We start from the raw sequence: 26,906 nt of genomic DNA, 5'->3' as shown, positions 1-26,906 counted from the left end.
TCACTCCTGAACTGATTGCACGCTGCTGTAGCATCTGTCGCATTGATACTTCTGCCGCGCGACCTTCTGGTAATTGCAGCAACAATTTCAACACTTGTAATAGCAGCAATCAATATATCGTTGTTAAGTGCAGGATCGCACAAACTTAAAACTCATGCCGAACCTATTTCATTAATGTAGCGTTTGACCAGCGCACTGCTATCTACAAAATAAATTGTCCTCTAGCGGCGTTCCTCAATAATTGTCTCAGAAACAGGCTTGCCCTCTACCTGAATTAGTCGCCGTTCTGTTTGCTGACTCCCAGAAGAATGCTTGATTTTTTTTACTAAACCAGAAGTTAACAGCGCTTGGTGCAATTTTGTCCGTTGAGCAGTTTGTTCTTTCTGGGCCAGATATATCCCTATAGCGCGCTCTAGTTGCTGTAGTTCTAGCAGTTCCAGAGTGTCAAGCTGATCGAGGATTTTGTTGAAGATTCCCTGCGGCATAGGATTCTACTTTTTACGCTTGGCTAGTCTGTCTATTATACAACTATCAAACTTGCACACTGTCACGAATATTCCGGCTTTTTGGACTTAGATTGATGGCTGAAACGACCTATTATCCTTCATCTATCGGGATTGTGCGTCCCGGACGAGTAAAGTAACCCGGTTTCTACGAAGATTTCAAACCCTACATTACCGGTCTGTGCTTATGGCGAACCCTACATCATCGCATAGGCAGATTTTCCATCATCAAAAAGGGTTGACTGTATTCCTACAGCCAACCCCGCGCTTATTTATTTGTCCTGCCTTTGCTCAAACAGCAACACTACCGGGCAATATTCGGGAACGTATAGCCGACACCGACTAACAATCCCACTTCAGCTCCGTCTACAAAACCAATATTCAGTCCCGCTGTTGCTGTAAAATTTCTAGACAGCGGCACATCTACACCTCCCGAAATCAGGAAGCCAAAATTACCGTCATCGCCGGTAGAAATTAGCACGCCAGCACCTGCATAAGGAGCAGCAGTAATCACAAAATCATCGCTGACTTCGACGGTCTCTTGAGATACAAAATCGTAGGTAACAGGAACTAGAAAAGCTAAGTTGTCGCGGAACAAAACAGTCGGTCTCACCGAGAAATTGTTCGTCAAACCGATTTTGCTAATAATCGCAAATGAACCGTCGCCTAAAGCTGAATCTCCGCCAAAACCTAGATTGCCACCAATGCCGATGTAGCTGGGCCCGGAACGAGTTGCTCTGCCTGGTCGGATTTGAGTTCCTTGAGCCACTTTTTCAGTTGGTTCCGACACAGTTGCCGGTTTTTCAGCAACTTTCGGTTGGTTTGTCAAAGCTGAGGCGGAAGTGCTGACAGGATTGCTCAACAATTCTTGTGCTGTTTGGACTTCTTTTTCTTCCTTCGTTGCAGTTACTTCAAGATTATTTCTCTCGGCAACAATTGAGGTAGGTCGATCGCTCTTTTTGGCAGTCTCGACTGTTGACTCCACTTTGACACCATTGTCAGCAATTTTAGTGGTTTCTTCCGACTTTTGGGTCTCAGCAGCAATGGAGGTATTTGGCGCAGTTTCTGTCTCAGCAATTTCCGATGTTGCTGCTTCCGATTTTTCGGGTGGTGCAATAGATACTTGCAAGTTGGCTACCGGTTCAGAGGCTGCTGGTTCTGCCGCTTCTGTTAGTTCGCTCCAACTGATCGAATCAATTTTTTTATTACTAGCCGTTGTTTCTGCGTCTGGTTTAACTGCTGAAGTTGCCGCAGGCTCAGAAGTTTGGTCAATATTTTGAGCTGCGATTGTTGCAGTTGTAGCGACATCGGGCAAGTTGCCAGTTTCAGCTTTCGCTGACATGGTACTGCAACAAACAGCTAAAGCTGCAAGATTTATTAACGCAAAAGTAGACTTGGAAAATAGACTATTCATAGCAACTCCTCAATGAAGGGTGTGTTAAAAGTGTAAGTGTTTGAGGGATAACGTCGAGAGCTTTGGGAAAAAAAGACACAAATATGAGTTGTGTTGTTCCTAGATTGCCATTTGACCGTTGAATAGTCAACTCTCAAGCTGATTAGATTCAAGAACGGACGGTGGGTTTAGAGGCTAATTTTAATTTACAGATCGATCGGCTAAAAATCAATCCTAGGGATGATTTCACCCTTAATCCTCTTTAATTGAGGGGTCGATCGCGCGTTTCGCTTGCATTCTACAATACTGTACTTGGGGGCGCTGCACTCGCAGCCACGCCGGAAAAATCCGGTTTTTGAGGGCGCACCAGCTCGAAACCAAGAGACAACAAGCTTTCAAAACAGTTTTGGCAGCCCCGCCGTCCACAGCAAGTGCAGTTAATACAACGCGATCGGCTGCTGCACAGTCCATGACAATTAATGTAGAATAATACCACCGATCCGAGAAATATTTGTGGGTCGATCGTGTCAAAATTACTGAATTTTATGAAAATTGTGTAAAATTTAGTGTTCTATTTGTAAAGTTTAGCCTTCGCTTTCGCTCAGGGTCTGACCATCTCACAACAGCACGCAACTAAACAAGTAAAAAAATACAAATTATCTCATCTCAACCTGACTTTATGAGCAAAGTTCTAGTCATATTAGGCGAATTGAGCGATCGCGACATCGATTGGATGCTCGCCAACGGCACCCGCACCCAAGTCCTCCCCGGCACAACCCTGATCACTGAAGGTAAGCCCTTAGACGCCCTGTACATAGTTCTGGAGGGAACTTTGAGCGTTGCTGTATCATCTTTGGGCGACAAAGAAATTGGAAAAATTATTTCCGGCGAAGTGTTAGGCGAAATGTCTTTTGTAGACGGGAGGCTTCCTTCTGCTAGCGTCACGGCAATTGAAGAGTGTCTCATCCTGTCAATTCCCCGGCGGCTGCTAACTGAAAAACTTGAGCAAGACGTGCTTTTTTCCCTGCGGTTTTATCGGGCGATTACCAAATTTCTGTCGTCGAGACTGCGGGGTACAGTCAAACGCTTCGGCGATGATAGTGATGGTTTAATCTATCAAGAACCCGACGACGAGGGCGCTATCTCGGAAAATGTCGAAAATCCAGATTTGGCTGAATCCAGATTTCAATGGCTGTTGGAGCGTTTGAAGGGGAGTTGAAGGAAGAAGGAAGAAGGAAGAGGGAAGAAGGAAGAAGGAAGAGGGAAGAGGGAAGAAGAGAAAAGAACACCTCTTTTCAATTTCCAATTTCCAATTACAATTAGAAAACATATTTTTCAGCGACGCGCCAATAGCGGGAAAAACGCTTCAAATCAATGTAACCATCGTAGCGGACAAAGGCTTCCGGTGGCAAAACTTCTACTGGGTGCGATCGCTTAATTTCCCGGCAAATATCCTGAAAGCGAGGACTGGGACTTTCCGCAGTCACCACTTGATTAGCGCCGGATTCGAGCGCAAAAGCGATAACTTCTGCAGCCACATCACCCCGCCGAATAACTACCGGCAAATCGAGCAAACATTCGTAAATAAAAACCATTCGTTTGAGACTCAACTGCCATTCATCAATCAGCGCATCATCCCAAACCCAGATTGCAGGTGCCTCTGGGTGCGCTTGAAAAGCGGGGCCTTCAGGACTCAAACAGTCGCCGTGCAGCCAAATAATCGGATTGTTCATAAATTAGTAATTGGGAATGGGGCATTGGGAATGGGGCATCGGGCATTGGGCATTGGGGCATTGGGCATTGGGCATTGGGAACTTGTACGATCGCGTAGCCGAAGTATGAGGAATTGGGAATTGCTAGTTGCGAACCAATAACCAATAACCAATAACTAATAACTAATAACTAATAACCAATGCCCCATTCCCCATTCCCCATGCCCAATAACTTTTTAATTTCTGCGATCTTTTTGAGGGCGGTTCCAACTTTTAGAACCGCCGCTGCGATCGACCTTTTCTCCATTAGGAAACAACTTCCCTTCCAAATATTCGTAAGTTCCCTCAAAATCGCATTGCCCATACAGAGGACAATCGCGACAATAAACCGCCTTAGTGTAACGCTCCAAATTTTCCCGATTAAAAAAATAAGGTTTGTGACTAAAAGTGCTTGCTACCCACTGCCAAGAAAGATTATTGCTCGCCGGATCTCCATCTAGCAAGTGTTGCAAAAACCAGCGAGCTCCGGCTTGCCAGCGCACGCGGCGCCAGTGTACGAGATAAGCTGCAGTCCACATCCGCTGGTGATTGTGCAAATAACCAGTTTCTCGCAACTCGCGGCTAAAACTGTCGATGCAAACCAAACCAGTGGTGCCCTCCACGACATCCTCCGGCAGAGTTTCGCTGTAATCTTTAGCAGTGTAACCAGTTTTGTAGGGTTCCCGGTCTTGCCAAATCCCGTTGCCGAATTCGGCGTACAGTCGCTGCCAATAATCCCGCCAACCCAACTCATTGACAAGTTTCACAGCATCTTCGGGATGCCGCACCTTCTCCAGCACGGCATCCCGGACTTCGGCAAGACTTAAAACGCCGTAGCGCAAATAGGGCGACAAGCGCGTTACCGCACCGTTGAGGAAATTGCGGGTTGAGGCGTACTTGCCGGGGTCAATTTGTTGCAGGGCTGTCTCGGCTGCTTTCCGCCCGCCTGGGGTTGGGGGTACGCTGCTGTCCCGCCGGGCGGCTTCGGGGAACTGTTCGCGCACGTAGGCAATTAATTCGTCGCGGCTGGCAAATTCCCGCTCCATGTCCTGACTCATTGTTTTCTCAAGCACCTGCTATTGTTTCTTAATGTTAAAGCTATTCGATCGGGCCTGCGGGGTCGATCGCCCTAAATTGCCCTTCGCTCCTGGTAACTCACATCTTGCACCATTGTCAGCCACAGGCAAGATGCCTGTTCCACAAGAAAATTTATCTTTTGTGGAACAGGCATCTTGCCTGTTCATAAAAGGCTAATTGAGCATGGTGCAATATCTCAGTGGTAACGTACAGTTTGCCCCAGCAACAATTGATCGTCGGTTCGCAGCCAAAATAAGCATCAAAGTCAGTACACTCAGGGATAGATATCATACCAAAATCTCATGGAAACTTTTCCGGCGCACGCTAAAGCGATCGCCAGCTTAGCTAACGGACAGCAGCAAGGTACAAAACAACTGGAAAACAGCGAAGTTCAAGAGTTCGATCGAGCCATGATGCGCCACTGCATAGAATTGGCTCGCCGCGCTTTGGGCAAAACCGCACCCAACCCCCTTGTCGGTTCTGTAATTGTCCGAGACGGCAAGATTGTCGGCGAAGGGTTTCATCCCGGTGCCGGTCAACCTCACGCCGAAGTTTTTGCGCTCCGGGAAGCGGGGGAACTCGCCGAAGGAGCGACTGTATACGTGAACCTGGAACCCTGCAACCACTACGGCAGGACTCCCCCTTGTTCCGAAGCTTTAGTTAAGGCCAAGGTAGCAAAAGTAGTGGCTGGCATGGTCGATCCGAATCCCTTGGTAGCTGGAACTGGGCTAGCCCGGTTGCGAGAGGCTGGCATTGAAGTGGTGGCGGGAGTGGAAGGGGAAGCTTGCCAGAAACTCAACGAGGCTTTTGTGCACCGGATTTTGTACCGCCGGCCTTTTGGAATTTTGAAATATGCAATGACTTTGGACGGTAAAATTGCTACCAGTAGCGGCCACAGCGCTTGGGTGACAGGCGAGGAGGCTCGCAGCGAGGTACATCGGGTGCGCGTCGGCTGCGATGCTGTGATTGTTGGGGGAAATACGGTGCGTCTGGACAATCCCCTACTGACGAGTCACCAGCCTGATAGGAATAATCCGCTGCGGGTGGTGATGAGTCGCACTTTGGATTTGCCGAAGTCGGCTTGGTTGTGGGAAACCTCTGTGGCGGCTACTTTGGTGCTGACTGAGCCTGGGGTTAACCCGGAATTTCAGGAATTTTTGATCGCCAAAGGGGTGGAAGTTGTGGAGCTCTCGCCGCTGACACCGACTAATGTTATGGCTTATTTGTACGATCGATCTTTTCTTTCTGTACTCTGGGAGTGCGGTGGCACTTTGGCGGCTCAGGCAATTACTGAGGGTGCAGTTCAAAAAATTATGGCTTTTATTGCTCCTAAAATTGTCGGTGGCAAAGGAGCTCCAACTCCTGTAGGAGATTTGGGGTTTTCCGCGATGACTGAGGCTTTAACTTTAGAGCGGGTTTCTTGGCGCACAGTGGGTGCAGATTGTGTGGTAGAAGGCTATTTAAAAATTAAAGATTGAAAGTTAAAAGCGAGTCTTTTGAGTTTTTGATTTTTAACTTTTAACTCCTTTTATGGTTGAAATTCTGATTTGGAGTTTGATGATTGGCAGTCTCGGCTTGGAGGCTGCGCTTGTGGGTCTTTTGGTGAGCCACGAGCAATGGGATGCGGGGCAAAAATGCGATGAGGAGGAGGAAGTTTTGACTCGGTACGAATCTCAAGAAGATAATTTTAATACGCCTGAAAATTCGCGCTCCAAGGGTAATCCCAAATCTGATTCAAATTCGGTTGATTTGACGGTTTGGGAGTACAAGATTGTGCGGGCTAGCAACGATTTGTTCCGCAATCCTGCGATTTTTCACAAGCTATGCCAGGAAGAGGCGGAAGTTGGCTGGATTTTGCTCGAAAAGCTAGATGACAGGCGGGTGCGGTTCAAACGTCCGATCGCGCTGCGGGATGCCCCGATGCCTAATTTACCAATGTTTGACCCTTACCGCACTCATTACGGCCCGATCTCGAATGCGATGACTTGGGCTGCGACGATCGTGTTTATGAGTGCGATCGTGCTTCCTGCTATTTTGGGCTATGCTTTGGTGTCTACTACTCTCAGCAGAAGTCGCTCTAATTGGCCTCCGGCACCTGTTCAATCTTTGCCTTCTCCCAGCGGGCCAGCAACTAATAAGTGAAACCTCGGCAAATTGTCGATCGCCCTTTTTGCAGCCTGTTTTATAGCAAGTCTAAATCATTTGTGAACCTGATGTTTTTTACGAACCGCGAAGGCGCAAAGACCGCGAAGGAAGAGAGAATAACTGAGGAAAAGTCTGGGTTTGTTTGACTGATTTAGGCTTGCTATATATAGCGGTTCTCAAAAAAGTGAGGTATGCCCTATGCCCTATGCCCTATGCCCTATGCCCTATGCCCATGAGTACCTCATCTTTCTGAGAAAGGCTATACGTTATTTTGATTTTAAATTTGGGGCGGTATTTCTGAGGGAGCGGCTAGCAATCTCAAGTCATAATTTGTATCGCCTTGAAATTGAGAAACGCGGACGAAATAAGTCCCCGCAGGCAAAGCCCCATTACTGACAATTGTTTCTGAAACCGTCCCTAAGTTGTTAGAGGCAGCAATAATATCGTCTAATCCCACGGCGCCGTTGCCGTTCAGATCCTGAATTAATTCAACATCAACATCTGCACTCAAACCGTCAACAGTTACACTGAAAAGGCTGGGAGTATTGAGGATAAAACTGTAAATGTCGGCTGGTTCAGCATCTCCCACAAAATCGCTCGCCGTTTGAATTTCTGTGAGAATGCCCAGGCTTTTTGCTGCGATCAAATTGTCGGCGGGATCGGGGAGAGTGCTCAACAGTCCTTCTTGTTGACCGAATTGAATGTAATGGTCGATCGCACTTTTAACTGCGCCGCTATTGACTGCTGCTGCTACCAGCGGATATTTTTCTAGATAAAAGCTGGGATCGAAGAAAATGCTGGCTTTGCGGTTTTCTAATTGACCGGCTTTGAAGTAGTGTTCAAATGGGGTAAATTGATTGGTTTGGACTGCTGTCAGCACGTCTGGGTTGCTTGTTAGATAAAAATTAACATCGAAGAATGGGTTGGGGTTGCGTAGTTCAAATTGACCGAATCTGATAAAGTGATCGGCCCCTGAAAAGCCATTGAGTTTGGCTGATACCGCTACATCTGTATTGGTGTCTAAATAATAGCTGGCGTCGAACAGGGCATTCGGGTCGCGATTTTCAAATTTGCCAATTTTTCGGTAGTGATCGAAGGGACTCGATACCGTGCCCCTGGCAACTGCTACGGCGACATCTGGGTTGTTTTCGAGATAAAATTTGCTGTCGAACAGTGTTCTGAGGGTTAGCATTATTAAAAAAATCTCTCTGGACTTTATTCTGGAAAGTGCACGATCGAGAATCCAGTTTACATCAAAGTTTTGTTTTGTGAGGAGGTCTTAATTATGGCTAAATCTGCACTGATGGCAATGCTGCGCCGCGCTGCGAGTATTGCCCAGAAATCAAGGGAAACGGGCATTCCGGCTGATGAACTGCTGGGGATGCTGAGCGTGAAGCCAAGCTATCCCGTAGGGAATCGCACTCCCAATTCTCCCATATCTCGGCGCCACTTGCTGCACGGGGGTTTAGCTGCTGCGGGGGCTGCCGCTGCTGCGACTTTTACCAGGGATGGAGGGGGAGCTTTTGCTCAACAGGGCGGACGATCGCCGATTTTGGTTGTGGGTGCGGGAATTGCGGGTTTGACGGCGGCTTATCGCTTGCGCCAAGCGGGTGTGCGTGCCGATATAATCGAGGCAACGAACCGCGTGGGGGGGCGGATACGCACTATTCCCAAGGTGGCTGGAACGCTAATTCCGGCGGATTTGGGGGGAGAATTTATTGACACCGGCCACACTAATTTAATCTCGCTGGCGACGGAATTGGGTTTGCAGGCGATCGACTTAGCCCAAGTGCAGAGTGGACTGGTGAAGGATACTTTTTTCTTTCAAGGGCGCCGCTTTTCTCTTGAGCAAATCATCGCGGAATTTGCGCCGCTAGCTAGTAAAATTAATGAAGATTTGGGCGCTATCGGAGATAACATTAGCTATCTCGATTTTACGGAAGCAGCAGAAAGATTGGACAATCTTTCGATCGCTGAATATCTAGACCAAGCTGATACTAGCACGGTACTGCGACAATTGTTGCGGGTTGCTTATACGGTATTCTACGGTAGAGATGCCGAGGAACAGTCGGCGTTGAATTTGCTGTTTTTAATCGGTTCTGAAGCGGGAAGTTTTGAACTGTATGGCGACAGCGATGAGCGCTATCAAATTGACGGCGGCAACAGTCAAATTATCAACCGTTTGGCGGGTCAATTGTCTGGTTCGATCGAGGCGGGGACGGTTTTGGAAGCGATTACTCTTTTGCCGGATGGCCGCTATCGGGTAAATTTGCGATCGGGACTAAGCGCGTTCGAGCGCACTTACGAGCGAGTTTTGTTAACTTTGCCGTTTAGCACTCTGCGAGACGTTAAAATTAACGTACCTTTGCCCCAACCGAAGCGCAGGGCGATCGAGCAATTGGGTTACGGTACTAATTCTAAGTTAATTACTGGCTACCGCAGCCGCATTTGGCGGGAACCTTATCGATCGACTGCTTCTGTTTATAGCGATTTAGGATTCCAGAGTACCTGGGAAGCTACGCCTTTCGCCCCTACTCCTAACGGTTTAGTTACTAATTTTACAGGAGGAAAGCAGGGTTTGTCGATCGGTGCCGGAACTCCAGAAGACCAAGCACAAAGATTTTTGAACCAATTTGAAAGAGTTTTTCCCGGAGTGAGAAATTTGCGATCGGGCAAAGCTGTGCGAGCTTATTGGCCGGGAGAACGCTTTTCTAAAGGTTCTTATTCCTGCTATTTAGTCGGACAGTGGACGCAAATGTACGGCGTTGAAGGCGAACGAGTTGGCAATTTATATTTTGCCGGTGAACACACTTCGCTGGAAGCTCAAGGTTACATGGAAGGCGGTTGCGAAACTGGACAAAGGGCGGCTGTTGAAATTTTGCAAGACTTGGGTTTGATACCTTCTGCTGATGCTTTGAATGCTCGAACTGCGAGCAGTTTGAACAATCGCCGTCCCAGCCGGAAAATTCCCGGAGCGCGGAATCTTAGGAATAGAAAGCCGAGTATTAGATAATCTCGTAAGGTGGGCATCTAATTCTTGTGGGCCGTTGCTCCTAGCCCGTGCATCTAATTCTTGTGGGGAGTAGGGGTTGGGCTTCTAGCCCGCCCAAAAATACAATTTAGATGCCCAACAGCTTAAAGCCATTTTACTGATTTTAAATCGGAACTTACCCCCTGCGGGGGTAGTTCTGGGGACTGTATTCTTTGTCCCGTCTCGGTTTTAGCGACTTGACTGCCGACAAACCGTAGTCATGTATTTAAGATTTTCTCAATATTTAGCGCGAGAGTATTGTTCTCTGATGAATTTAAGCAAAAACCCAGCCACATAAGGGTTGTAAGAGATTGTAGTTATGTAAAAGACTTGGAGGCTCCGGGCAAGTCTCACCTCGCAATGGTTTCAGACGGAACTTACCCCGTGTGCCGAGTAAGTTCCGTTAAATCAGTAAAATTACTGATGTTTAAGATGTGTCATCTACCTTAAGGTAGAAATCCTGAAGTGATCCGAGCATCATTAGGGAAGTACCACGGGAGCATCACCCATACCAGGTGTCGCTGATGGACAAGAACGATGAGAATTGCCCCATCCGCTACAGGTAGTTTCCACCAAAGCACAATTTTTCCTACCCAGAAGAAAAGATGAATCAATTGAAGCAGTCGGTAAAGCAGTTTTGGTCGATCGCCAACCCCTACTTCTTTTCCAGAGAAAAATGGGGAGCTAGGGGGTTGTTCGCCCTCATAATGTTATTAATGCTAGGTTTCAATGCTGTGGGCATAGTCCAGAGCTATATTATGCGGGACTTGATGAATGCAGTCACGGGAAAGAATGTTTCAGACTTCTATAAGATGTGGCTGATGCTATTGGGTCTGTTTGCCATATTCACGCCCATTATGGTTTTCTTCTTCTATTCGCAAAATGTACTGCAACTCTACTGGCGAAAGTGGCTAACGAATCACTTACTGAAGAAATATTTTAGCAATCAAGGTTTCTACAAAATTAAGTTCAATGATAAGGTTGATAATCCCGATCAGCGTTTAGCTGAAGACGTTAATTTGTTTGTTAAGCAAAACATTGATATTTGGGGATTATTATTCAACCAAGTTGTCACAATAATTTCTTTTCTCGGCGTTCTCTTTACAATTGACAAGACCCTGACTTTAGTTGTATTTATACTGGCTGCTTTTAGAACTGCTTTCACTATCTTTATAGGTAAGAGGTTAAGTAGATTAAAGTTCAATCAATTACAACGAGAAGCAAATTTTCGCTATAGTTTGGTTCATCTTCGAGACCATAGTGAATCCATTGCATTTTACCGAGGTGAAGAGCGTGAATTTAGTGCAATATCACAGCGATTTAATGAAGTATTGAATAATTTTAATAACCTGATTGTCTTGCAGCGTAACCTTGGTTTCTTTACCCAAGGAACCGGGATGATATTTACAAATCTACCTATAGTTTTTTTAGCTCCTCGATTCTTTGCGGGTCAGATAGATTTTGGGCAGGTAACGCAAGCTTCTGGAGCGTTTGTGTCTATTTTAAGTGCCCTGGGCTTTATTGCCCAGAATTTTGATATGCTAACTAACTTTACCACTCAGATTAATCGTTTAGGAACATTTGATCAGGTTCTGTCCGAGCAAATGGCAGCACCTAGAGCCGGCATGGCAACGATTGATGTTGTGGAACAGCACTATCTAGCCCTCCAACGGGTTACCTTAGAGACGCCTAACTATGAGCGAATCTTAGTTAGAGATTTATCTTTCAAGGTGGGACACGGTGAAAGCGTCTTGATTGTTGGACCTTCTGGCGCTGGGAAGAGTTCGTTAATGCGAGCGATCGCAGGATTGTGGAATGCGGGTACGGGTTGCATTGTCCGTCCTAAACCGGAGGAAACGCTGTTTTTGCCCCAACGGCCTTATATGCTGCTAGGGGACTTACGCAGCCAATTGCTATATCCCAACACCAGCGCTCAAGTTACGGATGAACAACTGCACGAAGTACTCGAACAAGTCAATCTTTCCCATTTGCCAGAACGGGTAGGTGGATTTGATGTGGAATTGGAATGGGCTGATGTTTTGTCACTAGGAGAACAACAACGGTTAGCATTTGCACGCCTACTGCTGACTAAACCTCGCTACGCTATTTTGGATGAATCAACGAGTGCATTGGATGTGGCTAACGAGAGACGCCTCTATCAGTTGCTCAAAAAAACAGGAACTGCCTTTATCAGTGTCGGTCACCGTCCGACTTTGGTACAGTATCACGAGCAGGTCTTAAGGCTAGTTGGTAATACCAATTGGCATCTGATATCGGCTAAAGATTACAGCCCCGATCTCGCCGAGTTTACTTAAAAAATGCAATTGCCGAACTGCAAGTAATGGTCTTTACCGTACCCGCGTCAAAATTCCAGGCGTGCGATCAGGTAGAACAGAGTAACTTTTGACCGTACCCGTCTATCACTTCCCTTTTAGGAGTTTTTCAATAGCGTCGCGTGTTGCCATAGCATTGACATCACTTGACAGCAGTTTATGCAGACTCCAACGCACAGTATACTGATAGCGATCGCCCTGTTTGAAAAGATGTAGTAGAGAAAGCAGTTATAGTTCTGCGTAATTTTCTTTAGCATCGCCATTGTTATACACTTCAATACTCCGGACAGTTTGTGGAACGATACTATAAGCTTACGCGGGGCAAGGATCATAAAAAAGTCGAATTAAATGTAAGTCAGGGGTGGAGCTGACTTACATTTAATTATCCACAGGGGCTGCGAAGTCAGCCGAGAATAAGCCATTGGGTCATATAAAAACAGTCCGGAATATTGCTAAAATTTAGCTGCATTATATTGTACAATTTATTTCATAAAAAGCAGAAAAAATATGATTTGTTTACCTTTAACAGTAGCTTTATCAAGTTTGCTAATTTCGCCGCTCTCGGCTCGCCATTTGCTGGCAGACTCTACAAATACAATGGCTCAAAACTCATCAGTTGACGAACCGTTTTGCTACATGAAAACCCCCGACGGCAAAACAGTAGACTTGGGAAAGTTGTGCGAGAAACAGCCAGCTTCGGGAACTTCTCAAACTTGCATTCCGGGTTCCAACATCGCTGGGAAAGTGTCAATTGCCGCGACTAATTATGACGGCAAGTTTTTCAGCGGTCAAGTGCTTAATCAAGGCTGCAAAACAATCAAGAATGTTAAAGTCAATTATGAAGTTTTGGACGAGTCAGGCAATTTAATTGACAACGGATTTATCTTCGCTCAACCAGTTACTCTTGCACCCGGACAGTCAGCCGCCTTTCGCGGCGAAGTTGTGGCGGGGGCTCAGGTACTAGCGACTCATGCCGACGGTCAAGAATGATTTTAGATTTTAGATTTTAGATTGAAGAATGGGACAATTAACCCCACGGATGAATCCGGGGGCTTTGTATCCCGAATGCTTTCGGTGAAGAATGATTGTTGAGATTTGTCCGATCGCTGTTATCATATTCTGGCTCCGATATCTCTATGACTTAGGCAATGAGTGACGCAGAGATCCCCTAAATCCCCCTTAAGAAGGGGGACTTTGAATAATAATAATCTTGTCCCCCCCTTATTAAGGGGGGTTAGGGGGGATCGAAGTTTGAATATTCTTGCAGAGATTCCCAAAAACAGAATTTGCGAGGGCAAAATATCTTGAAAACTCGATCGACATACTGGCAAATCTTACCCTACCTCCGTCCCCAAAAACAAACCATCGGTAAAGCATTAGCTTGTACCGTAGTATTTACCATATTTTGGCCAATTATAGCGTGGCTAGTTGGCGAAACAGCCAAATTTATAGGTAAAGGAGATTTACAAGGGTTCGCTCAAATTGCTGCACTCAGCGCCATTATCTTTCTAATTCGCGGTACAGCCCAGTACGGTCAAGATACGCTGATGGCAAAAGCAGCTTTGACTATTGCTTTAGAAATTCGCAAAAAAGTCTACTCCCATCTTCAAACTCTCAATATCGGCTACTTTGAAACCGCCAAAACCGGAGACTTATCCTACCGCCTCACTGAAGATATTGACCGCATTGGCGAAGTCGTAAATAAATTTTTTCATCAGTTTATTCCTTGTGTTTTGCAGCTAATTGCCGTCCTGGGATATATGATTTATCTCAACTGGCAATTAACCTTGGGTGCATTAATTATTGCACCGCTGATGGCTATTTTAATTGGTTGGTTTGGCGAGAGACTGCTAAGTTACTCGCGGCAAAGTCAAAATCGCATCTCTGATTTATCCGCTTTGCTGACAGAAGTATTCAGCGGCATTCGTTTAATCAAAGCATTTGTTGCTGAAGACTACGAAATTGCCCGCTTTGCAGAAGAAGCAGAACAAAACCGCCGCGCTAAGTATTTGTCAGAAAGAGTAAAAGCACTTCAGTTTGTTGTAGTTGGCTTTCTGGAAGCGATGAGCGTGATTTTGCTCTTTTTCCTGGGAGGTTGGCAAATTTCTCAAGGAAATCTCACTGGTACTCAATTTATCAGTTATATCGCAGGGGTGGCACTTTTAATTGACCCGATCGCTATTACAACTGCTAATTACGGAGATTTTAAGCAGGGAGAAGCTTCTAGCGATCGCATTTTTGAACTATTAGCAATTCAACCAACAGTAGTCGAAAAGCTTGGGGCAACTGAACTTCCCCATGTTACAGGCAAAGTCGAATACCGCAACATTAATTTTGCCTATAACTCAGAGACACCCATTCTGCAAAACATGAGTTTGTTGGTGCTTCCCGGAGAAATGATAGCCCTTGTTGGTGCATCCGGTGCGGGTAAAACTACTTTAGTAAACTTGTTACCGAGATTTTACGATCCGCAAGCGGGACAGATTTTAATTGACGGTATTGATATTCAAGATGTCACTTTAAATACTCTGCGGCGGCAAATCGGAATTGTACCGCAGGAAACTATTCTTTTTTCGGGTACGATTGCTCAAAATATCGCTTTCGGTCAATCTTATTATGAACTGAAAGATGTGCAAAAAGCTGCGGAGATTGCTAACGCTCATCAATTTATTAGTGAGTTTCCCGACGGTTATCACACTTGGGTAGGAGAAAGGGGTGTAAATTTATCTGGGGGACAGAAACAAAGAATTGCGATCGCCCGTGCAGTTTTGCTTGATCCCAGAATATTGATTTTGGATGAAGCGACATCCGCGCTGGATTCGGAATCCGAAGGTTTAGTGCAAGAAGCGCTGGAAAGATTGATGCGCGATCGCACTGTGTTTATTATCGCTCACCGCTTGGCTACTGTGCGGAGAGCCGATCGCATTTTAGTTTTGGAAAAAGGCAGAATTGTGGAATCGGGGACGCACGAGGAGTTGCTCGAAAAGGGCGATCGCTATGCTGGCTACTACGCTCAACAGTTTAGTCAGTAGGCTACGTTAGAAACCGGGTTTTTGGCCGAATCTGCTGGCCTCAACGAAGTATTCTCGTAAAAACCGGGTTTCTGACTACTCGTGGGTCAGTGATGTTCTAGATGAATAGCGCATATACTTAAAATACAACAACTACCCAAGATATTAAACACAACGAGTCAGTACAACCATGCCTGCTAAAGATGCTTTTCACGAAGTCGTTAAAATCGCTCTCCAGAAAGATGGATGGCAGATTACTCACGATCCATACACTTTACAGGCAGGAACTCTCGAACTTTACATCGACTTGGGTGCCGAAAAGGTGGTTGCGGCAGAAAAAGACGGACAGAAAATCGCCGTTGAAATCAAAAGCTTTATTGGCCCATCCAAAATATCCCAATTTTACACAGCTTTAGGACAATTCATTAGTTATCGAGCAGCTTTACAACAACAAGAAACTGACCGCATTTTATACCTGGCAGTACCCAGTAATGTCTACGATAGTTTTTTCACAATGGGGTTTATTCAGTCTTTAGTTCAACAAAATCAAATTCATTTGATGATTTACGATATAGAGCAAGAGGCGATCGCACAATGGCAAATGTAGACCTTTATAGGCAGCACATCCAAAATCTGCTCTCCCAACACGCTAGTCTTGTTTGGGATGAGCGCATTCAGGCTCAAACTATCTTTGATGTCGAGCGCGATCATTATCAATTAGTATATGTCGGCTGGCGCAATCAGCGGCGAATTTATGGCCCGGTTTTGCACCTGGATATTATGGACAATAAAATCTGGATTCAGCAAGATGGAACCGAGGTCGGTATTGCGAACGAACTCGTAGAATTGGGAGTTCCTAAACAAGATATTATACTTGGTTTTGACCCTCCTAATCTGCGAAAATTAAGTGAATTTGCCATAGAATAAATTCGGTTTAACTGCTCCAGTAGTTTCTTTATTCTTGAAGTTCCAGGTCAATTTCTTCAACAGTTCTGGAAACATGACGGCTGCGGATTTCTGTAAGCAATTCCAACACTTTACGTCGCCCGTCTTGAGGCTTTTCTGGTAGAATCACAAAAACTTCAACCTCTTCGCCCACAGATCCAGGCGGCACTTGAATTTCCAGTTTATTTCCTGCAAGAACTTTGGTTGTAATCCGTATTGCTGACTGCATACTTCCTCCTTTGGGATGATTAATTTTCCACAGCCCCTAAAGCTTTGAGCGTGACTTTTTCAACTTCCGTTAAACCCGTAACTCCTGTAATATTCATGTTTTCATAAGGTCTGTCACTTTTCAGTATTTTGAGGCACTCGCCCGTCTCAATCTCCCACATCATAATTGTGCCATCCCGACTACAAGCAGCAATAATTTGATCCTCTGAATTGAAGGCAACATAGTTAATTCTACTGGTATGACCTTGTAAAATTTTGAGACATTCACCTGTACGAATATCCCATAGTCTTACCGTTAGATCGACACTTCCACTAGCAACTATTTCACCAGAATAACTAAAGGCAACTGAACTTATCCAATCAGTATGCCCGTGAAAAATATTGAGGCATTCACCGCTGTTGATATCCCATAGTCTTACTGTTTGATCCACACTTCCACTAGCAACTAATTCACCGTTCTGGCTAAAGGCGATCGCGCGTGCCGAACCGGTATGCCCCTGCAAGATTTGGAGGCATCCACCAGTATGGATATCCCACAGCCTCACCGTTCCGTCATAACCTGTACCGGCAAATATTTCGCCCAAAGGACTGAAGGCAACCGAGTATAATGAAGTGTTATGCCCTTGCCAGGTTTTGAGGCACTCACCACTGCGGATATCCCACAGCCTCACCGTTTGGTCATAACTACCACTGGCAAGTATTTCACCCGAAGGATTAAAGGCGATCGAGCGTACTTCCTTTCCACACTCTGGCAAAGTATGGAGGCATTCACCACTGCTAAGATCCCACAGCCTCAGCGTTTGGTCATAACTTCCGCTAGCAAGTATTTCACCGTTTGGATGGAAGGCAATTAAATGTACCCGATCGAGATGTCCCTGCAAGATTTGCAGGCATTCACCAGTGTTGACATCCCACAGCCTGACTGTTTTTTCGTCATCGCCGCTGGCAAGAATTTCACCGTTTGGACTAAAGGCTACTGACCTTACTTGAGTGCTATGCCCTTGCAACGTATTCAAGCATTCACCGCTGTTAATAGCCCACAGCCTCAGCGTTTGGTCATAACTACCGCTAACAAGTATTTCACCCGCAGGATGGAAAGCCACTGACCCTACTTGATTACAATGTCCTTGCAAAGTATTCAAGCATTCACCAGTGCGAATATCCCACAGTTTCGCTGTTTGATCGAAACTTCCACTTGCGAGTATTTCGCCCGAAGGACTCAAGGCGATAGACCGTACTTGATCGAAATGTCCCTCCAAAGTTTTGAGACATTCACCGCTACCGATATTCCACAGCCTCACTGTCTTGTCGGCGCTGCCACTAGCAAGTATTTCACCAGCAGGATGGAAAGCAACTGAAAACACGTTTTTAGTATGACCTTGCAAAGTTTTGAGACATTCACCGCTACCGATATTCCACAACCTCACTGTTTTGTCGGCGCTTCCACTGGCAAGTATGTCACCAGCAGGATGGAAAGCAACTGAAAATACAACTTTAGTATGGTCTAGCAAAATTTTGAGGCATTCACCCGTGCGGATATCCCATAACCTTATCGTGCGATCGAAACTCCCACTAGCAAGTATATTTCCATCAGGATTGAAGGTGACAGACATTACTGATTCCGTATGTCCCTGCCAAACTTTTAAACATTCACCAGTCTGGACATCCCATAACTTGATTATTTTGTCATAACTCGCGCTAGCGAGTATCTCGCCGTCAGGACTGAAGGCGACAGACTCCACCACGTTTGTATGTCCTTTACAAGTCAATATTTCTCTGCCAGTGCTAGCTTCCCACAAGCGAACTACGCCATCACTATCACCTGTAGCTAACAGTTTCCCATCAGGACTAAATATTACTGACCGAACCCTTCCGAAGATTTTAGTAAAAGCAGAATTAGCCAAATTAGCTTCCGCAAAGTTGACGCGACGCAGCGCCGCATTTGTCAAATCAGCACCTAAAATAACCGCACGAGAAAGGTCTTTTGTTTCTAACGCAGTGCGATCGATTTTCACCAACAGCGTCGCCGCATTCCCTCCCACATAACCTACCTCACTTTCTGTTTTTCCCCGCGTTGCTTCCAGAATTTCCAATAATTTCTCCGTAGCTGCCCCTACATCGAGGCAGGGCCGGCACGAGGACACCGCCCCTACCATTGGCAACAACAAATCCATGACTGCTTTCGTCAGAGGCGCTTGTCCGAAACTCTGAAGAAGTTGATCTAAATCTTCAGCAACAAATCCCTTCAAAGGTGCGATTAGTTCACCATTATTTCTCTTCTGGGCCTGAAGCCGACAATAATTAGACCAGGTGTACGATCGCGGTTCTGCATCAGGGTTGACACAAGACTGTTCAGGCGCAACTAATTCGGTAAAATCGGCCGCCAAAACTCCCAATTCTGCTGCAAATTTATAAGCGACAAAAAACTCTAATAACGAACGATGCGCCGGAGTATAATCGCCATCTGCATTGCGGATTAGCATCGTTTGACCCATCATGTCATAATGCCAGTGGTCTAAGTCTTTTTCCTCTTGCACGACGGAACCAAACAAGCTGCGAATGCGATCGGGAAAACCGCGATAATTGATACTCATTTGGTTGGTAGACAGCATTTCCCAAGACAGTTCGCACAAAAAGTAAAGCTTATCTGCTACAGAAGTAAAAGTACGTTCTGCTTTGATATCTCTCTCTATCTTCCGCCGCACCGCATAGAGATAAATCCGTGACATATCGACTGGTTTTCCAGCTTCAATATCGGGCAAGGCTTCCAAAATTAACTCGGTCATCACCGGGCGACGCGCTAAATCCAATAACTGCGGGTTTCCCATCACTTTTTCTACTGTCGCCGCTTCTGTTTGAAATGACAGCGCTAGCCCAATTTGCTCGTCGTTAAATTTCTCTAATTCTAAGACTTCAAATTGGGGAGTTTCGCCTGTTAAAATAGTTGTTGATGCTTGCAGTTCTGCATTGAACAATGCCCGTCCTTCCTTGCCTTCAGGAAAGTGTTCGGTACGGCAAGTGAGGATGACTTTTGCGCCGGGAACGACGGCTTTTGCTAATTCCCAGAAGTTGTTGATGGTTTCTTGCCGATCGCACTTGGCGGCCATTTCATCAAAACCATCGAAAATCAGCAGAAATTTACCCATGCGATTGAGTTGTTCAAAAGCCGAATAACCCGCCAGAGGTATCTCGTGTTTCCGAAAGAAAAACTCGGAAAATAGCGACTCGACACTAACTGCTTTGGCGTAATCTCGCAAAGGAATTACTAACGGCAAACGCGGACGTTCTAAGCCGCGCTTTTGAGCATCTCGGTAGCGTTGCAGTGCCATCCAAGCATAGTGCATCGCAAACCAAGTTTTCCCGGTTCCAAATTCTCCTAAAACTGAAATATGTTCTTTTACTGGGTCATTCAACCACAGGTCAATATAACCTTCAATCCAGCCATCTCGCCCGTCATAATGACTCACGCCTATCTTGCGGTGAGTATCGGGGTCAATTTCTTCTTTCGTACAGGCTAGCGGCACATATTTGGTATCAATTTCTCTGCTAGTAATTTCTGTTTCTAGCCAATCCAGATAAGCGGTAAAATCGGCATCTTGGTCGAGTAATTCATCGAAGGTATAGCAAGCTAAATTACGATTTTCATCTTTTTCTACCTCATCCCGCGCGGCGCGACTGATGCGGCGGGCGGTGACTAACCATCCTTCATCGGTGCGCTGTTTTTCTACCGACTCGCGCAAGGCTGAGATATCCCTGAGTCCCGCTTCTCCGGCTATTCCGCGCACTAAAATGCGATCGTACCGATTGCGTCTGACAGGAACATTGATAATCCATTCAAAATAGTTATCTTCCGAGATTTGATAGGTTTCAAACTTATAACTTAATGTTTCAAACCACCCGCGAACTTGTTGTGATAAAATAAAAGCTTGAGACTTTTGAATATTAATTGATGCTGCGGCGGGAAGTGCGGGATAATCTTCAGATTCCAGTCGTGCAAATTCGGTGCGAATTCCTTCGATAGTGGGGAGGCGTTCGATGCGATCCATTACCATTGATAGGCGTTTTTGCAAAGAGGCGATCGCATTTCCCATCATCACATCTCCCAGCGTCCGCGTCCGCTTTGCTACTTCCATAAACACGGCCGCAAATGCCATGAATTCCCGTCTGGGGTCAATGCCTAAATCTCGAATTTCTTTGCCTAAAGCACTCTCATTCAGATATTCATCGCCTGCTTTAATTAAAATGGCGGGGCTATCGGACTCGAAGGCTTTGCGAAATGCTGATTCAATCTCTTTTTGGCGAAACAGTTCTAAAATCTGCTTGGGTTTGCCAGCGCCGTATTCTACTAAAGTATAAACATAAACTCCGCTAAAATCTGCGGGCGGAGCATCGGGGTCGAGGTTAAATCTTTTTAATAATTTGATGACAGTTTCGTTTCGCTGAAACTTGTCTTTGATGGTGCCCAAGGGAATTGCCGTCAGGAGGCTGATAACTAAGTCGAGACTAATTAGCATGATTTAGGCTTTCCTGTTTTTCCGTGAAAGTAATGCTCAAATCTAGAATCGGTAGGCTGTGTCCCTGAAATGCGCTGCGGGCGATCGCAAACTGCTCTAATTTTATGTTAACAGGATTTACGCGCTCCGACCAAAGAAACCGGGTTTTTACCGAATCTGCTGGTAGGAGCGCGTCTTTTCGTAAAAAACCCGGTTTCTGACCCACCGTTGGCAAGTTATATCCAGTTAATTAACTTAGCATTTTTTAGGAGATATGACAACTATAAAACACCGAAAAAACCGACATACCTTGTAGTAATTATAGCTATAATTTAGTTGTCATCTCCCAGTTTTAAAAGTTAAAATATAGATAACTAACAAATAAAAGTTGCTATCTATGAAAATACAATCTTCTGTCTTAGTCCACCTGGGATTTGGCAAATATGTACGATCAGATCGAGTAACAGCAGTAATACCAATTGAAGAAGAACGGGGGCCTGGACGGCGCACTTTCGTGCACGTAGACGGCGAAGCAGACCCGATCGTTGCTTCGCGCGCGGAAGATACAATTGTTCGCGATTTGGTGCAGGAACCGCGCGAAATAACTCAAGCTCGGCAGCAACAAGAAATCCTCCAAGATTTGCTGGCAGATTTGAGCAATGTTAACGTCACCGTGCGCCGCATTAGCCGCGATGAAGGCGGACTCGATCTCGAACGTTTGGAGCGTCGCATTCGCCAAATTTTAGAAGCCTAAAAACAAAAGACCGCCCCTGCGGTCTCCCTCCCAGTCCCCCTCTGCTGGGACGAGAGTTTGTGTAGATGCGGTTTCTAACCGCCGAAATTGATTGTTGTAGACTTCAATGTAACTTCGATGTCTGCTAAACCCGTGAGTTTTTCCACCACTGGCTGTTCTTCAACTCGCGGTACAAAAATAGTTAAACCTCCCGGAACGCACTCAAAAGAAACCGGAGTCATGCCGATGATTTCCCCGTCTACAACCACTTTTTGAGGCGGATCGGCACTAATTGTTACTTTTTTTGCCCGCAAATAACCGATGTCGTCGCGATCCGTAGGATTACCAGTCAAAGCTGTTTGCAATAGGTGATAAGAAGCTGCGATCGCCCCAGCTTTATTCTCAGGCGCAACCAACGTCACGTCCAGCAAGCCGTCATCAAAAACAATCCCTGCCGGGCCTTGAGCTAAAATCGAAGTAGGCGGCGCTGCATTTGCTACTGTCACCGCCACAGCAGTAAGGTGGATAAATTTATCTTCGGTTTCGATTTCGGCTTCAAATCTTTCTAAATTGTTTAACTGTTTAATTCCAGACAAAATGTAAGCCAGCATTCCCCAGCGATTCTTCATTTCGCGATCGGCTAGTTCGACAGTTTCTGCCTCAAAGCCCACTCCCGCCAACAAAACCATCGGCATTTCACCGTTGCAAGTCGCCGCATCCACCACCCGCGTCAACCCTCCAAAAATAGTGGCGCAGGCGGTTTCAATTGTATTCGGAATATCTAAAGCATTAGCAAAAGCATTAGCCGTTCCCCGCGAAATAATTCCTAAAGGAATATTTGTGCCGACAATCGCCCCAGCAACTGCTGATAATGTGCCGTCGCCCCCGCAAGCAATAATTGCCTCAACTCCTCTAGCAACTGCTTCGCGGGCGATTTGATCGGCGTCTAATTCGGGGGTTGTCAGCCGAATGTCTAAGTCAATAAAAGGCTCTAAAAGTTCCTGAATTCTAGCTAAGTCTTGGTCTGGGTCGCTGTTGCCGGCGACTGGATTGAAAATTAGGCAAGCTGAACGTTTCATAGTTGGTAATCGGTAATAGGTAATGGGTAATGGCTGAACTGAAACCCTCGATTTTTTTTGTTTGTATTCAAGTTTCGATCACCATCGCATCCCCCTTAACAAGACCCATTTTGACTGTTTTTATCCCCCCTTTATTAAGGGGAGTTAAGGGGGATCAAGACTCAACTATAACGCTGATTGATATCATGTCCGATCGAGTGACCGCGATTAACAGGGCGGGTTTTTGAGATTGTCAATTATTGGCCGATATTTTTCGTGAACCCGCCCCTACCGTATTAGGGGTAATCGACCCGACATAATATGAGACATGGTTTTAAGATTAAGTTAACACAAATGCCATGCCCGCTAAACTTCGACAACAACCCTCACCTATTTTTCAAAGGTTTAATTAAGACTTGACAAAAGTCCACTCTAAGACTTCGCGCGGAGCTTTGTGCAACGCTTCCTTGATTTCCTCGTTGCTATCGAACTTGACTTGATTCAAATTGCACGCTTCCACGTTCACAGTAAACTTATCTTCTTCAAAAGGCCAAGGAGTTACAGTCACGAGTTCGTTGCTGTGCTGTACAATATCGTAGCGCTTACCGTCCGGGCCGACACTAATTTCTAAAGCTCGTTCTCCGGCGGGTAACTCGCGGCTGCAAAGAATTAATGATAGCCGATCGCACCACTGGAAAAAAGCATAAGCTGCCTTAGCATCTTCCTCAGAAATATTCAACTCTTTTTGCCATTTTTTTTGATTTTCCAGTTGTTCGTCCAAAAACTCGTCGAGTTCCTTCGACTCTCCCCGCTTTCCTTCGTTGAGATAGCTCATGTGCATAGAAATCAGCATGGCTACCCACCTACCGCGATATAGGGCATTCTGCGTCATGACTTTAATTTTCGGCAGAGAAGTTTCCGTCTGCAAGGTAAAATCAAAGGGCGCGCCCGCTTCAGTTAAAATATTTTCTTCCCACTCTTTCTCCAAATCATCGTGATGCGAAATCGCGGCGATGGTTTCGTACAAGCGAAGCGGAGATTTCGATCGCTTCCACTGTCCGCCAAGTTGGGCAGCGAGCAAAGCATGGGCGCGGTGGTAAATAATTTCCCAGCCGGTGGCGGTTAAGTTAGCAATCATTGAATTTTTCTCCTGAATTAAATTGATACAAGTATTTTGTGCAAGCATTCGGCTCTCGATCCCCTCTAGCCTTAAAAAAGGGGGAACCGGAACCGATCAAAGTCCACCTTTTTAAGGCTAGAGGGGATCGAGACTTGCAGAAAAACGAAAGTTAAATCACAAAAGGTTCGATCGAGATCTCCTGCCATTTCCCCTCAAATCGTTCGACAACCAAAGGTCGGATGCGGAACTTTGGGGGACACCCATCGAGAACATCAATCCGCAAACACGAATAAGGACGGCGCTTGTGGGAACCTTGACCGCTGCGGCCGACAAATAGCAAAGACTCCGCTACCCGCCGGCTGGCTGTTTCGGAACCAGACTGCCGCGCCAACCGATAAGCTTCAGGACTCAATACTTCCTCCAACATCGGCCCTTCCGGGCGCTGGCGGCGGAGACTGTGGCCGCTTCCCCCGCAGACAAGCCAATTAATCCCAGAGTCGCCGTGTCCGGTATCCCCAGTCCGCAGGTATTCCAAACAGTGAGCGTGCCCAGTCAGCACCAAATCTACTAGCGGACGACCCCGCGCCACTTCCCCAACTGCATCGGCAACCGCGTCGAGTACCTCGCGCAATCGCAACCGAACCGCCAAAGTTTGAGCTTGATTCCACTTTGTCGCCTCCGTCACGTAGGGGGGATGGTGCAGGTAAATTACCCGCCCCCGCACTTCGGAATCAGCCCAAGACGCAATCAGTCTTTTTTTCAGCCATTCGAGCTGTTCAAAGTCTGTAGCTGTTTTTTCGGGGGACAGTTGTTTGTCAATATCCATCAGGATTTCGTCAACTTGCTCTAATTTGGCGGTCAAGTCGTCTAGCTGTTCGTCTTCCTCGGGAATTTCGGGGTTGAGCCGATCGCACATTTCGAGCATTGCCAATTTTTCTTGTTCCAACTTCTGGCGATCGAGTTCCAAATTCTGGCGGCGAATGTCGCCCTGTTTGGTTTTCGGGATCGGCAATGGTTCGTTGAAGGTGTTGGAGTCGAGGGCGAAGAAGTCGATGCCGCCGCTGCGGAAGGTGTAGTAGCGGTTGGGTAAGCGGGTAAAGCGTCCGGGTTGGTAGCGGATGCAGCGGCCTGTGCTGGTGCTGGCGGTGTAGTGGGCGTCTAGGTGGCGATCGAGTTCTCCCGGCATTTTGTGAGCTTTGAGGTAGTCGAGAAAGGCTTTGGCGTAGGTGTTTCCGCGATCGGAACCGTGCCAGCCGACATCGAGATCCAACTTGGAACCCAACAGCCGGCGCAACGGCAAAGCTGTCGCCGACAGAATGCCGTAGACTATCGGCAAGTCGTAATAGTCGTGGTTTCCCGGTACGGGCAAAAACGGAAAGTTAAACACCATGCGATCGTAGGCAATCCGAGAGGGATGCTCGCCGCCGACTATAAATTCTCGGTAGGGGCGAATAAAGTTTTGCAAGTAATATTCGCTGGAACCGACGAGATAAACGACATCGCCCGTGTGGAGGACGAAACGGCAAGTTTCGCGCTCGGAGAGCATCTGTTCGGCAATCTGCCGCTGGGGATTGTAGCCGCGGTGATTGCCCGTGCCGCTGTCGCCTACGACTAAAAACGAAAACTCTGGAGAGTCGGTGGTTTGAGTTTCTAAAACCATCCGAGTTTGGTCGATTCCCCGATGGACGATCGACTGTTCTTGCCACCGCACCCGCTCGTTCATTTTGCGGATTTTAACTTTTATTTGCGGGTCGGAAACGAATTTCAATTCACCTCTTCTCCAAAATTGCTGAGTTCCTAGTTAATAGTGTAGCGATCGGGCGAGTTTTTACATCTCTCTAAAAGCTGAAAATCAAGGCGCGGGTACTCAGAAACCTGGTTTTTTAGGAGAATACAGCGTTACAACTGACATCCTGCACCAGTTCCAATAACCGCCGGGGGTTGAAATCCCCGTCTGACAGCAAAAGTCGGTTAAAACCGACTGAAAAGCTGATAGGAAAAGGCTTTTAGTCCTATGCAAGAGGACTTTCGCTATGAGACAGGGGTTTCAACCCCTGGCGGTTATTGGAACTGGTGCAGGATGTGAGTTACCACCGACAGCAACGGCAAAAAATCCGGTTTCTTTGGTTTTGATGCGATCGCCCCGTCTCTCAACTAAAATAAGATTTTGTACGAGGCGCTGCTGTTTGTTGTTGCCGAGGACGAGGGCATCCATTAAGGACGTGGGAAGATAACACTAACAATGCTAGGCAACTACAGCGAACTCTAAATACGAGAGAGTATTTTTCGCAATTTGCGGTTTGATTAGATTGAGAGTTGGAGCAGGGTAAGCTCATCTAATTTGGTATAAATTGTACTTGACAAAACAAACAAAATACACAGGTAGCCCGCTCGTCATTAACGGTTCTATAATGCCTCAAAAGCTAAGTCATCAAGGTAAGGAAAAGTTTATGGGCATGAGTAAAGGATTCGCTCCTTCCAAGCCAACGGCAAAATCCCAAGAGTTCAACAAGCCAAAACCCATCTCTATGGAAGATTTACAAGCTGGCTTTTCAAATTATTTTGATGACGTACCAGATCCAAGAGTGGAGCGAACCAAACACCACTTACTCAAAGATATTCTCGTCATTGCCTTATTAGCTGTGATAGCCGGAGCGGATGGGTGGGAAGACATGGAAAATTATGGAATCAGTAAGTTTACCTGGTTACAAAAGTTTTTAAAGTTACCCAATGGCATCCCAAGTGACGATACATTCCGTCGGGTCTTTGAAAAGCTAGAGCCAAAAATTTTAGAGCAAAAATTAGCTCAGTGGATGAAACAATTAATCGGGTCAGTTGCTCAAGAAGTGATCCCGATTGATGGCAAAAGTCTGAGAGGGTCTTATGACCGACAAAAAGGGGTAAAAAACTTACATTTAGTGACGGCATGGGCGAGTGAACATCGGTTAGTTTTGGGACAAGTCAAAGTTGAAGACCATTCAAATGAAATCACAGCGCTCCCGGCATTGTTGGAATTAATTGACATCACCGGAGCCATTATTACGATTGATGCGATGGGGACACAAACCGAGATTGTTCGGTTGAT

Annotated in this window: 25 protein-coding genes; 12 read left to right on the top strand and 13 right to left on the bottom strand. The window is 46.2% G+C overall.

Going from position 1 to position 26,906, the window contains the following annotated elements; translation table 11 throughout:
* Nucleotides 1-221 precede the first annotated feature (221 nt).
* From QUA83_RS17245 to QUA83_RS17235, 3 genes are all read right to left on the bottom strand, one after another.
* Nucleotides 222-485 carry a hypothetical protein gene (locus QUA83_RS17245; RefSeq protein WP_333294638.1) on the bottom strand — a complete coding sequence of 88 codons (264 nt, stop codon included), beginning with the start codon at nucleotides 483-485 and terminating at the stop codon, nucleotides 222-224.
* A gap of 322 nt (nucleotides 486-807) precedes the next feature.
* Nucleotides 808-1,917, bottom strand: a complete 1,110-nt coding sequence (locus QUA83_RS17240; protein ID WP_333294637.1) for a hypothetical protein — start codon at nucleotides 1,915-1,917, stop codon at nucleotides 808-810.
* Between the two features lie 231 nt (nucleotides 1,918-2,148).
* On the bottom strand, nucleotides 2,149-2,427 hold the full coding sequence (locus QUA83_RS17235) for a hypothetical protein (RefSeq protein ID WP_333294636.1): 279 nt from the start codon (nucleotides 2,425-2,427) through the stop codon (nucleotides 2,149-2,151).
* Nucleotides 2,428-2,575: 148 nt separating this feature from the next.
* Between QUA83_RS17235 and QUA83_RS17230 the strand changes: the two genes are divergently transcribed.
* Together QUA83_RS17230 and QUA83_RS17225 are read left to right on the top strand one after the other, a co-directional pair.
* A complete protein-coding gene (locus QUA83_RS17230; RefSeq protein ID WP_333294635.1) occupies nucleotides 2,576-3,115 on the top strand; it encodes a cyclic nucleotide-binding domain-containing protein in 540 nt (179 codons plus the stop codon).
* Nucleotides 3,085-3,219, top strand: coding sequence for a hypothetical protein (locus QUA83_RS17225; protein ID WP_333294633.1), 135 nt, complete (start codon nucleotides 3,085-3,087; stop codon nucleotides 3,217-3,219). Before QUA83_RS17230 ends, QUA83_RS17225 begins: the two co-directional genes overlap by 31 nt.
* On the opposite strand, the gene QUA83_RS17220 is transcribed toward QUA83_RS17225, so the two are convergent.
* The 3 genes from QUA83_RS17220 to QUA83_RS17210 all read right to left on the bottom strand — a co-directional run bounded on the left by QUA83_RS17220 (nucleotide 3,216) and on the right by QUA83_RS17210 (nucleotide 4,891).
* A complete protein-coding gene (locus tag QUA83_RS17220) occupies nucleotides 3,216-3,629 on the bottom strand; it encodes a hypothetical protein (protein ID WP_333294632.1) in 414 nt (137 codons plus the stop codon). The genes QUA83_RS17225 and QUA83_RS17220 overlap by 4 nt on opposite strands.
* Nucleotides 3,630-3,844: 215 nt before the next feature.
* A complete protein-coding gene (locus QUA83_RS17215) occupies nucleotides 3,845-4,705 on the bottom strand; it encodes an FAD-binding domain-containing protein (protein WP_333294631.1) in 861 nt (286 codons plus the stop codon).
* 18 nt (nucleotides 4,706-4,723) lie between these two features.
* Entirely contained in the window at nucleotides 4,724-4,891 is a 168-nt protein-coding gene (locus tag QUA83_RS17210) for a hypothetical protein (protein WP_333294629.1), read from the bottom strand.
* Nucleotides 4,892-5,026: 135 nt separating this feature from the next.
* Here QUA83_RS17210 and ribD point away from each other — a divergent pair, with 135 nt between their 5' ends.
* Complete coding sequence (gene ribD / locus QUA83_RS17205) at nucleotides 5,027-6,202, top strand: bifunctional diaminohydroxyphosphoribosylaminopyrimidine deaminase/5-amino-6-(5-phosphoribosylamino)uracil reductase RibD (protein WP_333294628.1); 1,176 nt, start codon at nucleotides 5,027-5,029, stop codon at nucleotides 6,200-6,202.
* A gap of 52 nt (nucleotides 6,203-6,254) precedes the next feature.
* On the top strand, nucleotides 6,255-6,866 hold the full coding sequence (locus QUA83_RS17200; RefSeq protein WP_333294627.1) for a hypothetical protein: 612 nt from the start codon (nucleotides 6,255-6,257) through the stop codon (nucleotides 6,864-6,866).
* 280 nt (nucleotides 6,867-7,146) lie between these two features.
* Here the strand turns inward: QUA83_RS17200 and QUA83_RS17195 are convergent, their stop codons facing one another.
* A complete protein-coding gene (locus QUA83_RS17195) occupies nucleotides 7,147-8,061 on the bottom strand; it encodes a PPC domain-containing protein (protein ID WP_333294625.1) in 915 nt (304 codons plus the stop codon).
* A 93-nt stretch (nucleotides 8,062-8,154) separates the two neighbouring features.
* Here QUA83_RS17195 and QUA83_RS17190 point away from each other — a divergent pair, with 93 nt between their 5' ends.
* The 6 genes from QUA83_RS17190 (at nucleotide 8,155) to QUA83_RS17165 (ending at nucleotide 16,171) form a co-directional block, all read left to right on the top strand.
* Nucleotides 8,155-9,882 (top strand): NAD(P)/FAD-dependent oxidoreductase, encoded by a 1,728-nt coding sequence (locus tag QUA83_RS17190; RefSeq protein WP_333294624.1) that lies wholly within the window; start codon nucleotides 8,155-8,157, stop codon nucleotides 9,880-9,882.
* A 623-nt stretch (nucleotides 9,883-10,505) separates the two neighbouring features.
* Nucleotides 10,506-12,215, top strand: coding sequence for an ABC transporter ATP-binding protein/permease (locus QUA83_RS17185; RefSeq protein ID WP_333294622.1), 1,710 nt, complete (start codon nucleotides 10,506-10,508; stop codon nucleotides 12,213-12,215).
* Nucleotides 12,216-12,740: 525 nt separating this feature from the next.
* Nucleotides 12,741-13,223, top strand: a complete 483-nt coding sequence (locus QUA83_RS17180; protein WP_333294620.1) for an FxLYD domain-containing protein — start codon at nucleotides 12,741-12,743, stop codon at nucleotides 13,221-13,223.
* Nucleotides 13,224-13,537: 314 nt separating this feature from the next.
* Nucleotides 13,538-15,265 (top strand): ABC transporter ATP-binding protein, encoded by a 1,728-nt coding sequence (locus QUA83_RS17175; RefSeq protein WP_333294619.1) that lies wholly within the window; start codon nucleotides 13,538-13,540, stop codon nucleotides 15,263-15,265.
* A 169-nt stretch (nucleotides 15,266-15,434) separates the two neighbouring features.
* A complete protein-coding gene (locus QUA83_RS17170) occupies nucleotides 15,435-15,851 on the top strand; it encodes a XisH family protein (protein ID WP_242717021.1) in 417 nt (138 codons plus the stop codon).
* Nucleotides 15,839-16,171, top strand: coding sequence for a XisI protein (locus QUA83_RS17165; protein ID WP_333294617.1), 333 nt, complete (start codon nucleotides 15,839-15,841; stop codon nucleotides 16,169-16,171). Before QUA83_RS17170 ends, QUA83_RS17165 begins: the two co-directional genes overlap by 13 nt.
* Before the next feature lie 28 nt (nucleotides 16,172-16,199).
* Here the strand turns inward: QUA83_RS17165 and QUA83_RS17160 are convergent, their stop codons facing one another.
* Both QUA83_RS17160 and QUA83_RS17155 read right to left on the bottom strand, forming a co-directional pair.
* On the bottom strand, nucleotides 16,200-16,418 hold the full coding sequence (locus QUA83_RS17160; RefSeq protein WP_333294616.1) for a hypothetical protein: 219 nt from the start codon (nucleotides 16,416-16,418) through the stop codon (nucleotides 16,200-16,202).
* A gap of 19 nt (nucleotides 16,419-16,437) precedes the next feature.
* Nucleotides 16,438-20,931: a WD40 domain-containing protein gene (locus tag QUA83_RS17155; protein ID WP_333294614.1), complete on the bottom strand. Its 4,494-nt coding sequence runs from the start codon at nucleotides 20,929-20,931 to the stop codon at nucleotides 16,438-16,440.
* Nucleotides 20,932-21,307: 376 nt separating this feature from the next.
* Between QUA83_RS17155 and QUA83_RS17150 the strand changes: the two genes are divergently transcribed.
* A complete protein-coding gene (locus QUA83_RS17150) occupies nucleotides 21,308-21,664 on the top strand; it encodes a hypothetical protein (RefSeq protein WP_190740317.1) in 357 nt (118 codons plus the stop codon).
* Nucleotides 21,665-21,738: 74 nt separating this feature from the next.
* Here QUA83_RS17150 and QUA83_RS17145 read toward each other — a convergent pair whose 3' ends face one another.
* The 4 genes from QUA83_RS17145 to QUA83_RS17130 form a co-directional block, all read right to left on the bottom strand.
* Nucleotides 21,739-22,722, bottom strand: a complete 984-nt coding sequence (locus QUA83_RS17145; protein ID WP_333294613.1) for a YegS/Rv2252/BmrU family lipid kinase — start codon at nucleotides 22,720-22,722, stop codon at nucleotides 21,739-21,741.
* 388 nt (nucleotides 22,723-23,110) lie between these two features.
* Nucleotides 23,111-23,887 carry a DUF3891 family protein gene (locus tag QUA83_RS17140; RefSeq protein ID WP_333294611.1) on the bottom strand — a complete coding sequence of 259 codons (777 nt, stop codon included), beginning with the start codon at nucleotides 23,885-23,887 and terminating at the stop codon, nucleotides 23,111-23,113.
* Between the two features lie 103 nt (nucleotides 23,888-23,990).
* Nucleotides 23,991-25,589 (bottom strand): metallophosphoesterase, encoded by a 1,599-nt coding sequence (locus tag QUA83_RS17135; protein ID WP_333294610.1) that lies wholly within the window; start codon nucleotides 25,587-25,589, stop codon nucleotides 23,991-23,993.
* 279 nt (nucleotides 25,590-25,868) lie between these two features.
* Nucleotides 25,869-26,036, bottom strand: a complete 168-nt coding sequence (locus QUA83_RS17130; RefSeq protein WP_333294609.1) for a hypothetical protein — start codon at nucleotides 26,034-26,036, stop codon at nucleotides 25,869-25,871.
* A 313-nt stretch (nucleotides 26,037-26,349) separates the two neighbouring features.
* On the opposite strand from QUA83_RS17130, the gene QUA83_RS17125 reads away from it, so the two are divergent.
* The coding region (locus QUA83_RS17125) for an ISAs1 family transposase (RefSeq protein WP_445301786.1) at nucleotides 26,350-26,906 on the top strand (557 nt) is incomplete at its 3' end.

Source organism: Microcoleus sp. K1-B1 (assembly GCF_036704705.1).
Classification (GTDB): Bacteria; Cyanobacteriota; Cyanobacteriia; order Cyanobacteriales; family Microcoleaceae; genus Microcoleus.
The sequence above is the reverse complement of the archived record's forward strand: the minus strand, read 5'-3'. Positions and strand labels throughout refer to the sequence as shown.

Excerpts from the sequence above, each read along its gene's own strand:
- QUA83_RS17245 (WP_333294638.1), bottom strand. The coding sequence starts at position 485 with ATGCCGCAGGGAATCTTCAACAAAATCCTCGATCAGCTTGACACTCTG.
- QUA83_RS17240 (WP_333294637.1), bottom strand. The coding sequence starts at position 1,917 with ATGAATAGTCTATTTTCCAAGTCTACTTTTGCGTTAATAAATCTTGCA.
- QUA83_RS17230 (WP_333294635.1), top strand. The coding sequence starts at position 2,576 with ATGAGCAAAGTTCTAGTCATATTAGGCGAATTGAGCGATCGCGACATC.
- QUA83_RS17225 (WP_333294633.1), top strand. The coding sequence starts at position 3,085 with ATGGCTGTTGGAGCGTTTGAAGGGGAGTTGAAGGAAGAAGGAAGAAGG.
- QUA83_RS17220 (WP_333294632.1), bottom strand. The coding sequence starts at position 3,629 with ATGAACAATCCGATTATTTGGCTGCACGGCGACTGTTTGAGTCCTGAA.
- QUA83_RS17215 (WP_333294631.1), bottom strand. The coding sequence starts at position 4,705 with ATGAGTCAGGACATGGAGCGGGAATTTGCCAGCCGCGACGAATTAATT.
- QUA83_RS17210 (WP_333294629.1), bottom strand. The coding sequence starts at position 4,891 with ATGAACAGGCAAGATGCCTGTTCCACAAAAGATAAATTTTCTTGTGGA.
- ribD (WP_333294628.1), top strand. The coding sequence starts at position 5,027 with ATGGAAACTTTTCCGGCGCACGCTAAAGCGATCGCCAGCTTAGCTAAC.
- QUA83_RS17200 (WP_333294627.1), top strand. The coding sequence starts at position 6,255 with ATGGTTGAAATTCTGATTTGGAGTTTGATGATTGGCAGTCTCGGCTTG.
- QUA83_RS17195 (WP_333294625.1), bottom strand. The coding sequence starts at position 8,061 with ATGCTAACCCTCAGAACACTGTTCGACAGCAAATTTTATCTCGAAAAC.
- QUA83_RS17190 (WP_333294624.1), top strand. The coding sequence starts at position 8,155 with ATGGCTAAATCTGCACTGATGGCAATGCTGCGCCGCGCTGCGAGTATT.
- QUA83_RS17185 (WP_333294622.1), top strand. The coding sequence starts at position 10,506 with ATGAATCAATTGAAGCAGTCGGTAAAGCAGTTTTGGTCGATCGCCAAC.
- QUA83_RS17180 (WP_333294620.1), top strand. The coding sequence starts at position 12,741 with ATGATTTGTTTACCTTTAACAGTAGCTTTATCAAGTTTGCTAATTTCG.
- QUA83_RS17170 (WP_242717021.1), top strand. The coding sequence starts at position 15,435 with ATGCCTGCTAAAGATGCTTTTCACGAAGTCGTTAAAATCGCTCTCCAG.
- QUA83_RS17165 (WP_333294617.1), top strand. The coding sequence starts at position 15,839 with ATGGCAAATGTAGACCTTTATAGGCAGCACATCCAAAATCTGCTCTCC.
- QUA83_RS17160 (WP_333294616.1), bottom strand. The coding sequence starts at position 16,418 with ATGCAGTCAGCAATACGGATTACAACCAAAGTTCTTGCAGGAAATAAA.
- QUA83_RS17155 (WP_333294614.1), bottom strand. The coding sequence starts at position 20,931 with ATGCTAATTAGTCTCGACTTAGTTATCAGCCTCCTGACGGCAATTCCC.
- QUA83_RS17150 (WP_190740317.1), top strand. The coding sequence starts at position 21,308 with ATGAAAATACAATCTTCTGTCTTAGTCCACCTGGGATTTGGCAAATAT.
- QUA83_RS17145 (WP_333294613.1), bottom strand. The coding sequence starts at position 22,722 with ATGAAACGTTCAGCTTGCCTAATTTTCAATCCAGTCGCCGGCAACAGC.
- QUA83_RS17140 (WP_333294611.1), bottom strand. The coding sequence starts at position 23,887 with ATGCTTGCACAAAATACTTGTATCAATTTAATTCAGGAGAAAAATTCA.
- QUA83_RS17130 (WP_333294609.1), bottom strand. The coding sequence starts at position 26,036 with ATGGATGCCCTCGTCCTCGGCAACAACAAACAGCAGCGCCTCGTACAA.